At 72.9% G+C, this 14,224-nt stretch carries 11 protein-coding genes; 7 read left to right on the top strand and 4 right to left on the bottom strand.

Features of this window, described 5'->3' with window-relative positions; all coding sequences use genetic code 11:
* Positions 1-35: 35 nt before the first annotated feature.
* The 3 genes from FH609_RS02110 to aceE form a co-directional block, all read right to left on the bottom strand.
* Positions 36-917: a DUF4429 domain-containing protein gene (locus FH609_RS02110; protein WP_139665530.1), complete on the bottom strand. Its 882-nt coding sequence runs from the start codon at positions 915-917 to the stop codon at positions 36-38.
* An 88-nt stretch (positions 918-1,005) separates the two neighbouring features.
* A complete protein-coding gene (locus FH609_RS02115) occupies positions 1,006-2,217 on the bottom strand; it encodes an alpha/beta hydrolase (protein WP_226961321.1) in 1,212 nt (403 codons plus the stop codon).
* Positions 2,218-2,458: 241 nt separating this feature from the next.
* Complete coding sequence (gene aceE, locus FH609_RS02120) at positions 2,459-5,191, bottom strand: pyruvate dehydrogenase (acetyl-transferring), homodimeric type (RefSeq protein WP_139665529.1); 2,733 nt, start codon at positions 5,189-5,191, stop codon at positions 2,459-2,461.
* A gap of 382 nt (positions 5,192-5,573) precedes the next feature.
* Between aceE and FH609_RS02125 the strand changes: the two genes are divergently transcribed.
* The 4 genes from FH609_RS02125 (at position 5,574) to FH609_RS02140 (ending at position 8,789) form a co-directional block, all read left to right on the top strand.
* Positions 5,574-6,008 (top strand): DUF3052 domain-containing protein, encoded by a 435-nt coding sequence (locus FH609_RS02125; RefSeq protein ID WP_122182372.1) that lies wholly within the window; start codon positions 5,574-5,576, stop codon positions 6,006-6,008.
* Positions 6,009-6,161: 153 nt separating this feature from the next.
* Positions 6,162-6,620: a peroxiredoxin gene (locus FH609_RS02130; protein WP_139665528.1), complete on the top strand. Its 459-nt coding sequence runs from the start codon at positions 6,162-6,164 to the stop codon at positions 6,618-6,620.
* A gap of 177 nt (positions 6,621-6,797) precedes the next feature.
* Positions 6,798-7,928, top strand: coding sequence for a DUF475 domain-containing protein (locus FH609_RS02135; RefSeq protein WP_139665527.1), 1,131 nt, complete (start codon positions 6,798-6,800; stop codon positions 7,926-7,928).
* Positions 7,929-8,048: 120 nt separating this feature from the next.
* Positions 8,049-8,789, top strand: a complete 741-nt coding sequence (locus tag FH609_RS02140; protein WP_139665526.1) for a Tellurium resistance — start codon at positions 8,049-8,051, stop codon at positions 8,787-8,789.
* 43 nt (positions 8,790-8,832) lie between these two features.
* Here the strand turns inward: FH609_RS02140 and FH609_RS02145 are convergent, their stop codons facing one another.
* Positions 8,833-9,483: a TerD family protein gene (locus FH609_RS02145; protein WP_139665525.1), complete on the bottom strand. Its 651-nt coding sequence runs from the start codon at positions 9,481-9,483 to the stop codon at positions 8,833-8,835.
* A 110-nt stretch (positions 9,484-9,593) separates the two neighbouring features.
* Between FH609_RS02145 and FH609_RS02150 the strand changes: the two genes are divergently transcribed.
* The 3 genes from FH609_RS02150 to FH609_RS02160 are packed head-to-tail and all read left to right on the top strand — an operon-like array spanning position 9,594 to position 14,085.
* Positions 9,594-10,757 carry an HpcH/HpaI aldolase/citrate lyase family protein gene (locus FH609_RS02150; RefSeq protein ID WP_139665524.1) on the top strand — a complete coding sequence of 388 codons (1,164 nt, stop codon included), beginning with the start codon at positions 9,594-9,596 and terminating at the stop codon, positions 10,755-10,757.
* On the top strand, positions 10,754-13,189 hold the full coding sequence (locus tag FH609_RS02155; protein ID WP_226961322.1) for a phosphoribosyltransferase: 2,436 nt from the start codon (positions 10,754-10,756) through the stop codon (positions 13,187-13,189). The genes FH609_RS02150 and FH609_RS02155 overlap by 4 nt, the downstream gene beginning before the upstream one ends.
* On the top strand, positions 13,186-14,085 hold the full coding sequence (locus FH609_RS02160) for an HAD family hydrolase (RefSeq protein ID WP_139665523.1): 900 nt from the start codon (positions 13,186-13,188) through the stop codon (positions 14,083-14,085). Before FH609_RS02155 ends, FH609_RS02160 begins: the two co-directional genes overlap by 4 nt.
* Positions 14,086-14,224 lie beyond the last annotated feature (139 nt).

Consider the following 14,224-nt stretch of genomic DNA (forward strand, 5'->3'; position numbering starts at 1 on the left):
CTACCCGCGTAGCGGGCGGTGCCGGCGGCGGCCGGTCACAGCTCGGCCAGCAACTCCCGCTTCTTGGCCGTGAACTCCTCGTCGGTGACCAGCCCCGAGCGGTGCAGCTCGCCGAGGTGCCGGATGCGTTCGGCGATGTCGGCCGGCGCCGCGCGGCGCTTGCCACGGCCGGGGGCGCGGTGCCCGTTCTCCTCGGGGTCGCTGGCGTGGATCGCCTCCAGCACGGCGGCGGCCAGCGGCAGCGACTCGTGGACCAGGCCGTAGCCGGGGCCGAAGACCACCGTCGCCGGGTCCTGGTCCACCGGGCCCTGGTCCCGCTCGGGCTCCCCGTCGGGGCCGCGCCGCAGCAGCCGCAGATGGCCGCCGGCTATCTCGGGCGAGCGCCACTCGACGTCGGCCAGCTCGCTGACCGGAAAGGTCTGGTCGCCCGCCTTCCACTTGGCCGACGAGGCGCCCGTCCAGAACCAGCGGAAGCTGACCACCTTGCCGTCGAACGAGACCTTGCCGTCGTACGCCTTGAACTGGAGCGGGGCGCCGGGCGCCGCCACCAGGTGGCGGTCCGCGTCCTCGCCGGCCTCGGGCCCGAGCGCGGAGCGCAGCTCGCCCGCGTAGTAGGCGGCCAGCGACTCGCGCTCGGCCGGCAGCACCAGCCGGTACGGGTCGGCCGCCTGCCGCAGCTGCCCGGCCGCCGCCTCGACCAGCGGGTCGGCGCCGGGGCGCGGCACGGCGTGCAGCACCACGGTGCCCTTGCGTGACCCGGGGGCCAGCTCGACCGAACTCAGCGCCTCGTACGGGATGCGGCGCTCGCCCAGCACCTGGAACAGCTTCGGCGTGCGAATCCCCCGTTCGAAGCGGATGAGCACGGAGTCGGTGTCGAACTCCCATGTGGAGTGGATTCCGGCCAGCACATCACCCATGCGGGTCATCGTAAGGGGCGGCACCGACGAAACGGCTTCCCCCGGATGGGTGTGTTCGCGTCACCTTGACGGAACGCGCGTCGCGAGGTCAGCCGCAGGGGGAGTGCGGCGCGCAGTCGGGCGCCTCCGGAACGCAACCGGCGCTCGCCGCCGTGCCGTTGCCCACCCGGGCGAGGTTGCGCAGGCTGGCCGAGCCGGGCACGAAGTATCCGTCGTGGCCGCCGGCGCCGCCGCTGCCCAGCGGGCGGGCCCCGAACGCCGGGGAGGCCGGGTCGTTGCCGTGCCCCAGCGGGCCTATCGCCAGGTGTGGGATGCCGCCGATCCAGTCGTCCTCGGCCCGCATCGCCCAGACCCGGGCCGTGGTGCCCAGGTCATCGACCCGCTCGACGCGCATCCCCGGGCTGCCGGTGACCGCGATGTCCGTGACCCGGGAGGGCAGCTCGTCGGCGGCGACGCCGCAGACCACCGAGCCGTAGGAGTGGCAGAACAGGGCCAGTTCGGCGTCCTCCGGCAGCCCGCGCAGCGTGGCGAGAAGCCGATCGGCGCCCGTCTCGGCGCTGCCGGCGGTGACCGCCGACATGGTCAGCCCGCGCGGTGCGTCGTAGTCGGCCCAGGCGATGGTCGCGGTGGCGGTCTCGGGGGAGCGGGACCGCTCCTCGGCGTAGAGCGCCCGCGCCATCCCGGCGGGCGCCGACCAGCGGCCCTCGGTGCGTTCGAAGGTCAGCAGGTCGGTGTTGACGCCGGGCACCACCAGGGAGATCCGGTCCGCCGCTTCGAGGTCGCCGAAGACCTCGGCGACCCGGCCGCGCCCCGAGGGGTCGAACGCGAGGATCTGTCGGTCCTCGCGCAGCAGCGACGCCAGGCGGTTGGCGCGGCGGCCGGCCTCCCGCTGGCCGTCGGGGGAGAGCCGTTCGTCCTCGGCGCGCCGCCGCTCAGCCGCCCTGGCGTCCTCGATGGCCAGCCGGTTGGCCTGGTAACGCAGGGTGGGTGGGGCGCCGGGCAGGTTGCCGACGACCAGCGGGTAGCGGTCGGCCAACGTCCGCGCCTGGCCGGGGTCGAGGGCCGCGAAGAAGGCGGCGATCCGCTCGGCGGGGGCGTCGGGGGCGGGCAGCGGCCGGTCGGCGACGGACGCCTCGGTCCACAGGGCCAGCTGGCGTTCGAGCGGACCCGGCTCCGCCGCCCGCGCGTCGGCCAGCCATCCGGCGGCGGCCAGCACGGCGAACGTCACGGCCAACACCAGCACCACGCGCCGCAGCGGGTGACCGGTGCGGGTCGGGGCGGAGCGGACGAACGTGTACATCGCGCCCCAGCGTACGGGGCGGGCCGTCGGGCCCGGTCGGGCCCCTCACCGGCCCGGGGGCGAGGACGGCACCATCAGCATGTGGCGGGAGAACTCGCCCCGGCGGCACGGCCGTTCGCCGGGGGCCACGGAGATCACGGCGAAGCCGGCGCGGAACGGGGCGGGCCCCGGGCGGAAGAAGCTTCCGCCCGGGGCCCGCCCGCTCACTCCGTGCCGGTCAGGGTGCCGGTCAGGGTGCCGGTCAGGCGTCGCCGCCGGCGGCGCCCGGATCGGCCGCCGCCACGTCCAGCAGCTGGTACCGGTCGATGGCCTGCTTCAGCACCGAACGGTCGATCTTGCCCTCCTTGGCCAGCTCGGTGAGGACCCCGAGCACGATCGACTGCGCGTCGATGTGGAAGAACCGCCGCGCCGCGCCCCTGGTGTCGGCGAAGCCGAAGCCGTCGCCGCCCAGCGACTGGTAGGTGCCGGGCACCCACCGCGCGATCTGGTCCGGAACGGAACGCATCCAGTCGGACACGGCCACGAACGGACCCTCGGCGCCCTGGAGTTTGCGGGTGACATACGGCACCCGCTGCTCCTCCTCCGGGTGCAGCAGGTTGTGCTCCTCGACCTCCACCGCGTCGCGCCGCAGCTCGTTCCAGGAGGTGGCCGACCACACGTCGGCCTTGACGCCCCACTCCTCGGCGAGGATGGACTGCGCCTCCAGCGCCCACGGCACGGCCACGCCCGAGGCGAGGATCTGCGCCGGAACGCTGCCCGAGGCACCGACGGCGATCCGGTGCAGGCCCCTGAGGATGCCCTCCACGTCCACGTCGTCCGGCTCGGCGGGCTGGTTGATCGGCTCGTTGTAGACGGTCAGGTAGTAGAAGACGTCCTCGGCGTTCTCGCCGTACATCCTCCGCAGGCCGTCCCGCACGATGTGCGCGATCTCATACCCGTAGGCCGGGTCGTAGGCGACACACGCCGGGTTGGTCGAGGCCAGCAGATGGCTGTGCCCGTCGGCGTGCTGGGTGCCCTCACCGGTCAGGGTCGTGCGCCCGGCGGTCGCGCCCAGCACGAAGCCCCGCGCGAGCTGGTCGCCCATCTGCCAGAACTGGTCACCGGTCCGCTGGAACCCGAACATCGAGTAGAAGACATAGACCGGGATCAGCGGCTCGCCGTGCGTGGCGTAGGACGAGCCGGCGGCGATCAGGGAGGCCGTACAGCCGGCCTCGGTGATCCCGTCGTGCAGCATCTGCCCGGTCGGCGACTCCTTGTAGGAGAGCAGGAGTTCGCGGTCGACGGACTCGTAGGTCTGCCCCAGCGGGTTGTAGATCTTGGCCGAGGGGAAGAGCGAGTCCATGCCGAAGGTGCGGTACTCGTCCGGCGCGATCGGCACGAAGCGCTTGCCGATCTCCTTGTCCCGCATCAGGTCCTTCAGCAGCCGCACGAAGGCCATGGTGGTGGCCACCTGCTGCTGCCCAGAGCCCTTGCGGACGGCCGCGTACGCCTTGTCGCCCGGCAGCGTCAGCGGCTTGGCGCGCACCACCCGGGTCGGTACGTAGCCGCCCAGCTCGCGCCGCCGGTCGTGCATGTACTGGATCTCGTCCGAGTCCCGGCCCGGGTGGTAGTACGGCGGCAGGCCCGACTCCAGCTCGCGGTCCGGGATCGGCAGGTGCAGCCGGTCGCGGAAGCGCTTCAGGTCGTCGACCGTCAGCTTCTTCATCTGGTGGGTGGCGTTGCGGCCCTCGAAGTTCGGCCCCAGCATCCAGCCCTTGATCGTCTGCGCCAGGATCACCGTGGGCTGGCCCTTGTGCTCCTTGGCCGCCCGGTACGCCGCGTAGATCTTGCGGTGGTCGTGGCCGCCGCGCCCCAGGTGCAGGATCTGGTCGTCGGTCATGTTCGCGACCATGTCGCGCAGCCGCTGGTCGCCGCCGAAGAAGTGCTCGCGGATGTACGCGCCGGTCTCGGTGGCGTACGTCTGGAACTGACCGTCCGGGGTGGTGTTGAGCTTGTTGACCAGCACCCCGTCCCGGTCCTGCGCCAGCAGCGGGTCCCAGCTGCGGTCCCACACCAGCTTGATCACGTTCCAGCCGGCGCCCCTGAACTGGGACTCCAGCTCCTGCATGATCTTGCCGTTGCCGCGCACCGGGCCGTCGAGCCGCTGGAGGTTGCAGTTGACGACGAACGTCAGGTTGTCCAGGCCCTCCCGGGCGGCCAGGGCCAGCTGCCCCAGCGACTCCGGCTCGTCCATCTCGCCGTCGCCGAGGAAGGCGTAGACGTGCGAGTTGGAGGTGTCGGCGATGCCCCGCGCCTGAAGGTAGCGGTTCATCCGCGCCTGGTAGATGGCGCTGATCGGGCCGAGCCCCATGGAGACCGTGGGGAACTCCCAGAAGTCCGGCATCATCCGGGGGTGCGGATAGCTGGAGAGCCCGTACGGGAACTTGGACTTCTCCTGCCGGAACGCGTCCAGGTGCTGCTCGGTGAGCCGGTCCAGGAGGAAGGCCCTGGCGTAGATCCCGGGCGAGGCGTGCCCCTGGAAGTACACCTGGTCGCCGCCGTCGCCGCCGTCCTTGCCCCGGAAGAAGTGGTTGAAGCCCACGTCGTAGAGAGAGGCCGAGGAGCCGAAGGTGGCGATGTGTCCGCCCACGCCGATGCCGGGCCGCTGGGCGCGCGAGACCATCACGGCCGCGTTCCACCGGGTCGCGTTGAGGACCTTGCGCTCCACCTCCTCGTCGCCGGGGAAGTAGGGCTCGTCCTTGGTCGCGATGGTGTTGACGTAGTCCGTGCTGCGCATCTCTGGCACGGCCACCCGCTTCTCACGGGCGCGCTCGATCAGCCGGAGCATGAGATAGCGGGCCCGTTCCCGGCCTCGTTCGTCGACCGCGGCGTCGAGCGAGTCAAGCCACTCCTGAGTCTCCTCAGGGTCGAAGTCCGGGACCTGGCTGGGAAGGCCGCCAATGATGATCGGGTTGCGATCTGATCCGGAAGCCACGCTGTTCCTTCACTGTGAGTTGTCTGCTCTGCTGTGTCGCGCCGCCTCCATCGTGTACCGCTGGCGGCGAAACGTCATCTCTACCGGGTGGTAATCCTCATCTCACGGGCCAGGGCGGCTCTCCCGGCCGGCCTAGCGGCGGCGATCCTCGATGTGGGGGCCGACCGTCAAGCCTACGCCCGGGCCGCCCGCCACCCGCGAACACCCGTTCCCCGCGCTATGGCGCGGATCACCCCACGTCATGGGCCAAGACGTCAACGTTTGGGCGGGCTCGGGGGTCGGGTACTTGCGCGATCCGCCCGGCCCGTGTGGACTACGCCCCAAGCCGCGCGCACGCGTGGCCCCCATTCGATACTTACCCGAGACAGGACAGGAGCTATCCGTGAGCGCGACCGCGGACCACGCGGATGAGCGGACCAACCCGGCCGCCAGGCTGGGTTTTCAGCCCGGGCAGGTGGTCCAGGAACTCGGCTACGACGACGACGCCGAGCAGGAGCTGCGCGCGGGGATCGAGGCCATCACCGGCGAGGACCTCGTGGACGAGAGCTATGACGACGTGGCCGACGCGGTGGTGCTGTGGTTCCGCGACGATGACGGCGACCTGACCGACGCGCTGGTGGACGCCACCACGCTGATCGACCCGGGGGCACCGGTCTGGCTGCTGACGCCCAAGACCGGGCGCGCTGGCTATGTCGAGCCCAGCGAGATCGGCGAGGCCGCGCAGACGGCAGGGCTGGCGCAGACCAGCACCGTCAACGCCGGGAAGGACTGGTCCGGGAGCCGTCTGGTGACCCCCAAGACGGCCGGCAAGAAGTAACGGTCGGTGATCTCTTTCACCACGCAGCGTCCCCGGGAGCGACGCCTGGAGCCCGATGGGCCCCACCTTCCGGGGGCGCGTCCGGGTTTTCGGGGCCCGACGTAGGCTGGGGCTCGTCACTTTGCCTTCCCCAGGGAAACGGATTACGCGAGCATGGCGATCGAGCCCGGTACCCAGGCACCCGAGTTCACGCTCAGAGACCAGCACGGCCAGTCGGTCTCGCTGGCCGACTTCCGTGGTCGGAAGAACGTGGTGCTGCTGTTCTATCCCTTCGCGTTCACCGGTGTCTGCACCGGCGAGCTGTGCGAGCTGCGTGACCGGCTGCCCGACTTCGTCAACGACGGGGTGCAGCTGCTCGCCGTCTCCAACGATCCGGCCCCGGCGCTGCGCGTCTTCTCCGAGCAGGAGGGCCTCGACTACCCGCTGCTCTCCGACTTCTGGCCGCACGGCGAGGTCTCCCGCGCCTACGGCGTCTTCGCCGAGGACAAGGGCTGCGCGGTGCGCGGCACCTTCGTGATCGACACCTCGGGCACGGTGCGTTGGACCGTCGTCAACGACCTGCCCGACGCGCGGGACCTCGACGACTACGTCGCCGCCCTCAAGGCACTCTGACCCGGGTACGTCGGTGGCGAGCGGGACACGGGGCGCGGCGCCGGGGCGTCGCGTTCGTGGTCCGGCCACCACGGGCCGGGCGGGAGGGCCCGGGGCCCCCGGGCCGCCTCCCGACCCGTCCACCTGCCTGTTCACCCGCATAACCACCGCCGTCTCGCGCGGAAGACTGGACTACTCGTGATTCTCAAGACCTTTGGCTGGTCCTTCGGCGTGACCGTCGCCGGACTCGCCGTCGCCCTGTACTTCTGGGGTTGGGAGGGGTTCGCCGTGGTGGCGATCCTCTCCGTGCTGGAGATCTCGCTCTCCTTCGACAACGCGGTGGTCAACGCCGGCGTGCTGAAGCGGATGAACGAGTTCTGGCAGAAGATCTTCCTCACCATCGGCATCCTGATCGCCGTCTTCGGTATGCGGCTGGTCTTCCCAGTGCTGATCGTCGCCGTCACGGCGGGGGTCGGCCCGATCGAGGCCGTGGAGCTGGCGCTCGACGACCCCGACCAGTACTCGGAGATGGTCACCGACGCGCACCCGTCGATCGCCGCGTTCGGTGGGATGTTCCTGCTGATGATCGCCCTCAACTTCGTGTTCGAGGAGCGCGAGGTGATGTGGGCGCGCTGGCTGGAGAAGCCGCTGTCCAAGCTGGGCCGGATCGACGGCTTCTCGGTCGGCGTCGCGCTGGCCGCGCTGCTGCTGACCGCGACCACCGTAGCGAGCCAGGCGTACCAACACGGCGGGCTGCACGCGGACAAGACCGAGACGGTGTTGCTCTCCGGCCTCGCGGGCCTGCTGACGTATCTGCTGGTCGGCGGGCTCTCCGGGTACTTCGAGCACCGGCTTGAGGACGACCAGGAGAAGCTGCACGAGGCGGAGGAGGCGGCCCGCCGCGCGGGGAAGAAGCCGACGGCGATCGGGGTCGGCGGCAAGGCCGCGTTCTTCCTCTTCCTCTACCTGGAGGTCCTGGACGCGTCGTTCTCCTTCGACGGCGTGATCGGCGCCTTCGCCATCACCAACCACATCTTCTGGATGGCGCTCGGCCTGGGCATCGGCGCGATGTACGTCCGTTCGCTCACTATCTACCTGGTCCGCCAGGGCACCCTCGACGACTACCGCTACCTGGAGCACGGGGCGCACTACGCGATCGGCGCGCTGGCCGTGATGCTGCTGATCAGCATCCGTTGGCACCTGCCGGAGGTGGTCACCGGCCTGGTCGGCGTCGGGCTGATCGGCTGGGCGTTCTACTCCTCGGTGCGGGCCAACCGGCGGGACGATGCCGCGGGGAAGGGACACCGGCAGATCTCCGACGAGGTGTGAGCGCCCGGCGAACGCGGAAGCCTGTAACGGGACGGCCCGAGACCGTCCCGTTACCGAAGGTGCGCGGAGTGCGCGTGGGACCTCCCGGCCGGGAGGGGGAGAGGCGAGGGGTGGAGCCGCATGGTGTCCCTGTGGACATACTGGCGCGGCGGCGCGGCCAACCAGAAGTTCGACTCGGTCGGCGGGGCCATGAGCTACGCGTCGGAGCTGACCCGGCGCAACCCGAGCGCCGTGCTCACCGGCGACGGGACGGACAGCGGCACCCTGCGGGTCGACCTGACCTGGCGCATCCGCAACAACAGCGACTTCGGCCGGTCCCAGCGGCGGCGGATGGCCAACTGGCGCCATCCGCTCGCCGTGTTCCGGCCGGCCGAGATCCAGGCGCACTCGCAGGGCGTGGCCAACATGGACTTCGACCTGGCCTGCATGTACGAGCTGGTGGACGGCAGCAGGGGCGTGGTGCAGACCCTCGGTGGGCTGCACGGCGACTTCAACGAGGCGCCGTTCATCAAGCTGAGCGGCGACGACCGGTTCGGCACCGGCTCGGGCGAGCACCTGTACATCAACCTGGACAACAAGGACCAGTTCAAGCGGCTGTTGCTCTTCGTCTACATCTATGACGGGGCGCCGACCTTCGACCGGGCCGACGTGGTGGTGACGCTGGCCACCCCGGACGGGAAGAACGTGGAGATCGGCTGCACCGACCCGCCGCCGCAGGCGCGGTCCTGCGCGGTCGCGCTGATCGAGGAGGAGAAGGGTCAGCTGGTGGCCCGGCGGGAGGTCAGATACGTCTACGGCTTCCAGTCGGAGATCGACCGGCTCTACGGCTGGGGCCTGTCCTGGGGCCGGGCCCGCAAGTAGCGCCGCGCTGCGGGCCGTTGGGGCGATTCCGGCTCCGCGCGCCTCAGGCGTTGGCGCCGGCGCCGGCGTTCGGGAGGAACTGCGGGCCCTGCGGCGGCAGCGTGAACGTGGGATCGGCGCCGGCGTAGCCGTGCGGCGTGGGCGGCGGCCTGCGGGCCGCGCCGATGCCGAACTCGGCGGCCAGCGCGACCAGTCCGCCGGTGAAGCCCCGGCCGATGGCCCGCAGCTCCCAGCCGCCGTCGCCGGCGCGGGCCAGCTCCCCGCAGAGCACCGCCGTCTCCCGGGGCCCTGGCGCGAGCGGCAGCCCGGCCAGCGGCTCCCCGCTGGTCGCGTCGTGCACGGTCAGCTCGGGCCGGCTCAGCTCGGCGCGGAAGCCGCCGTCCGCCGAGGCGGCCAGCGCCAGCCGCTCGATCCCCGGCGCCAGTTCGGTCAGTTCGGCGTGCACCACGTCCCGCACGCCGTCGGCGGCGCGCTGCTTGGGCAGCCGCCGCACCAGCCCCGAGGGGTGGGCGGGCTGGTTGTAGAAGACGAAGTCGCCCTCCTGGCCGACCCGGCCGTCCGGGCCGAGGAGCAGCGCGGACAGGTCCAGATCGGGCGCCCCCGCGCCGCTGTGCTGCCAGCTCCACCGCAGCACGACCCGGACGCCGCCCGCGTCGAGACGCAACGGAGCACCGGGTTCCACCACAGGGGTCATACACCGAATCCTGCCTGCGGCCATGCCCCCGAAACAATGGCGAGCTTACGATGGCCCGAAACCGGTGACGTCAGCCAGACGGCCGGAGGGTGGGGGAGATCGGGGGCATCATGCGGCACTTCGGGCATCTGTCGGCCGCGCGACGTCGCGCCTTGTTCCATCGGGAGCCGGCCGAGTTCGGCCCCGACTCGCCGGTGCGGACGGTCGGTTACGCGCTGGGCGCGACGCTCTACGCGCCCGCCACCCGCCCCCGGCTCGCCGAGGACGTGCGCAAGCAGGCCAGGGCCGGGGTGGTGTCCATGGTGCTCTGCCTGGAGGACTCCATCAGCGACGCCGAGGTGGGCGCGGCCGAGGAGAACCTGGTGCGGCAGTTCCGGCTGCTGGCCGACGGCTCGGAGCCGTCGGCGCTGCCGCTGCTCTTCGTGCGGGTGCGGGAGCCGGACCAGGTGCTGGACCTGACGCGCCGGCTCGGCCCGTACGTCGCCCTGCTGACCGGCTTCGTGCTGCCCAAGTTCACCCCGGCCTCGGGCGCCGCGTTCCTGGACGCCGCCGTCGCCGCCGAGATCCTCTGCGGGCGGCGGCTGCTGGTGATGCCGGTGCTGGAGTCGCCCGAGCTGCTGCATCTGGAGAGCCGCTACGAGGGGCTGCGCGCGGTGGCGGCGCTGGTCGAGAAGCACCGGGAGCGCATCCCGGCCGTGCGGCTGGGCGTGACGGACTTCTGCTCCGCCTACGGGCTGCGCCGCACCCCGGAGATGACGGCCTACGACGTGGGCCTGGTCGCCTCGGTGATCGCCGACGTGGTCAACGTGCTGGGCCGCGCCGACGGTTCGGGGTGCGTGGTGACAGGACCGGTCTGGGAGTACTTCCGCACCCAGGAGCGGCTGTTCAAGCCGCAGCTGCGCAACACCCCGTTCAGCGGCCGGGCGGAGGCGCTGCGCGCCCGGCTGATCGAGCACGACATGGACGGGCTGCTGCGCGAGATCGAACTGGACCGCGCCAACGGGCTGATGGGCAAGACCTGCATCCACCCCTCGCACGTGGCGCCGGTGCACGCGCTGTCGGTCGTCAGCCACGAGGAGTTCAGCGACGCCGCCGACATCCTCCGGCCGGAGGCCAGCGGCGGCGGCGTGCTGCGGTCCGCCTACACCAACAAGATGAACGAGGTGAAGCCGCACCGCGCCTGGGCCGAGAGGACCATGCTGCGCGCCGAGGTGTTCGGCGTCGCCAGGGACGGAGTGGACTTCGTGGATCTGCTGGCTGCGGGGAACGCGTGACGGGCCCCATATGGTCGGGTGACTGGGTCACCCGCGCGCTGGGCGTGCGCCTGGAGGGCGAGGGGACGCGGGAACTGCTGGGTTTGGCCCTGCGGCGCAACCCGCGCCGGGCGCATCTGCTGGTCTCCCGGGTGCTGGGCAAGCACGTTCCGCAACGGCCAGGGCTGGTGCACGGCACCGGGCTCGACCTGGGGCGGCGGGTCGCCGCCGAGCTGGGCCCCGAGGCGGCGCGCGCCGTGGTCCTGGGCTACGCGGAGACCGCGACCGGGCTCGGGCACAGCGTCGCCGACGGCCTGGACGCCGTCGGCTATCTGCACTCGACGCGGCGCGCGGTGCCCGGGGTCACGCCGGTCGGCGGCTTCGAGGAGGAGCACTCGCACCACACCTCGCACCTGCTGCTGCCCTCCGACCCCGGCCTGCTGGCGGGCGACGGGCCGCTGGTGCTGGTCGACGACGAGCTGTCCACCGGCCGCACCGTCCGCAACACCATCGCGACGCTGCACCGCCGCTGGCCCAGGGACCGCTATGTGGTGGCCGCGCTGGTGGACACCAGAACCGAACGGGACCGGTCGGAGCTGGCCAAGTTCGCGGCCGAACTGGGCGCGACCGTGCGGGTGGTGGCGCTGGCCCGGGGCCTGATCGCGCTCCCCGAGGACGTGCTGGCCCGGGGCGCCGCGCTGGTCGCCGCCCGGGAGACGCCCACCGCCGAACCCGCGCCCCCCGAGGCGCCCCCCGTCGTGCCCCGGCAGCGCACCGCGCCCGCGACGCGGATCGCCCTGGACTGGCCCGCCGACGTGCCCGACGGCGGCCGGCACGGCTTCACCCGCGCCCACCGCGCCCGGCTGGACGCCGCGCTGCCCGCGCTCGGCCGCGAGCTGGCCGCGCGGGTCCCGGAAGGCGCCCGGCGGATACTCGTGCTCGGCACCGAGGAGCTGATGTACGCGCCGCTGCGGCTGGCCGGCGCGCTCCAGGCCGCGCTCGGCGAGGGCGCCGAGGTGGCGTTCTCCTCAACCACCCGCTCCCCGGTCCTCCCGGTGGACGAACCCGGCTACGCCATCCGCAGCCGGCTGACGTTCCCCGCCCACGACGCCCCCGCCGACCCCGGCCCGCGCTACGCCTACAACGTGGCCGGCGAGCGCTGGGACGCGGCCCTCGTGGTCACCGACGCCGCCGGCGACACCCCCGAACTCCACGCCCCCGACGGGCTGTTGGCCACCCTCGCGCCGCACGCCGGCCGGGTGCTGCTGGCCGTGCTGCCCGCGCCCAGGCCGCTGCCGCCGCCGCTGCGCGGCCCCGCGTTCTCCTCCTACCGCGCCGACGAGGTGGGCTGGCTGCTCCAGGACCTCTCCGAGGTGCGCCTGGAGGCACCGCGCGAGGAGCGCGAGGAGGCCATCCAGTCCGGCGGCGCCCACTACGCCGAGTCGCTGCCGGTCGAGTACCAGCCGAGCGAGGAGTACCAGCGGCTCTTCCACAGCGCGCTGGAGGCGTCGGCCGCCCGCGTCGCCCGCGCCGTCGGCACCGTCACCGAGGCGGTCCTCGCCGAACGCGCCCGGCCCCCGGTGCTGGTCTCGCTGGCCAGGGCCGGCACCCCCGTCGGCGTGCTGATGCGCCGCTGGGCCCGGCACGCCCACGGTAGGGATGTGCCGCACTACGCCGTCTCCATCGTGCGCGGCCGGGGCATCGACACCACCGCGCTGCGCTGGCTGGCCGCCCACCACGACCCGGCCGACGTGGTCTTCGTCGACGGCTGGACCGGCAAGGGCGCGATCACCCGCGAACTGACCGAGGCGCTGGCCCCGTTCCCCGGCTTCGACCCGGGCCTGGCCGTGCTGGCCGACCCCGGCGGCTGCGTCACCACCTACGGCACCAGGGACGACTTCCTGATCCCCTCCGCCTGCCTCAACTCGACCGTCTCCGGGCTGATCTCCCGCACCGTGCTGCGCGCCGACCTCGTCGGCCCCGACGACTTCCACGGCGCCAAGCACTACCGCGAGCTGGCCGACGCCGACGTCTCCGGCGCGTTCCTGGACGCGGTCGCCGCCCGGTTCGCCGAGGTCGGCGACGCCGTCGCCGACGACGCGGCGGCCCTGCTGGCCGCCGACCGCACCCCGACCTGGGCCGGCTGGCGGGCCGTGGAACGGATCAGCGAGGAGTACGGCATCCACGACATCAACCTGGTCAAGCCCGGTGTCGGCGAGACCACCCGGGTCCTGCTGCGCCGGGTGCCCTGGCGCATCCTGGCCCGGCGCGGCGCCGGCGCCGACCTCGACCACATCAGGCTGCTCGCCGAACAGCGCGGCGTCCCCGTCGAGGAGACCGACGAACTCCCGTACAGCTGCGTCGGGTTGATCCACCCCCGCTACACCAGGGGCGCCACCGGCGCCGACGGCCACGCGGCCACCTCCACCACCGAAAGGGGGGCCGGCGCATGACCCCGGCCCGCACGCTGGTCGCCAGCGACCTCGACCGCACCCTGATCTACTCGGCGAACGCCCTGGAGCTGACCTGCGCCGACCGCGACGCGCCCCGGCTGCTCGCCGTCGAGACCTACCGGGGCCGGCCGCAGTCCTTCGTCACCGAGGCGGCCGCCGCCCTGCTGGCGAGGCTCGCCGCCCACCCGGCGGCCGTGTTCGTGCCGACCACCACCCGCACCCGCGAGCAGTACCTCCGGGTGCGGCTGCCGGGACCGGCGCCGCGCTACGCGATCTGCGCCAACGGCGGCCATCTGCTGGTCGACGGCGTCAGCGACCCCGACTGGCACCGCGCCGTCACCCGCCGGCTGGCCGCCGAGTGCGCCCCGCTCGACGCGATCAGGGGTCGCGTCCGCGCCACCGCCGACCCGGAGTGGCTGCTGCGCGACAGGGTCGCCGAGGACCTCTTCGCCTATCTGGTGGTGGACCGCGAACGGCTGCCCGACGCCTGGCCCAAGGCCCTCGCCGAGTGGGCCGCGCCCAGGGGCTGGACCGTCTCCCTCCAGGGCCGCAAGCTCTATGTGGTGCCGGAGCCGCTGACCAAGAGCGCCGCCGTCGCCGAGGTCGCCCGCCGCGCCGGCACCGAACGGGTGCTGTCCGCCGGCGACTCGCTGCTCGACCGGGACCTGCTGCTGGCCGCCGACGCCGCCTGGCGGCCCGGCCACGGCGAGCTGGCCACCAGCGGCTGGACCGCGCCACACGTCACCGGGCTCGACGAACGCGGCGTCAGCTGCGGGGAGTCGATTCTTCGCGCGCTGCTCGACGCGCTGCCCGACCCGGCAGCACCCGACGCCGCCGGCGGTCCCGCGCCCAGCGCCGCTCCCGGTGCCGGTCGGCCTGCCGCCACTCCTCGCTGATCTCCCGGCGCCGCCGCTCGACGATCCGATCCCGCCGCTCGGCGTCCCGCGCCACCTCGGGGTTGCGCGCCCGCCAGTACGGGTTGTCGTGCGGCAGCCGGCCGGCGACCCGGCCGTAGGCGCCGATGAACACCAGCAG

This window comes from Streptomyces sp. 3MP-14 (assembly GCF_006334905.2).
Classification (GTDB): Bacteria; Actinomycetota; Actinomycetes; order Streptomycetales; family Streptomycetaceae; genus Streptomyces; species Streptomyces triticirhizae.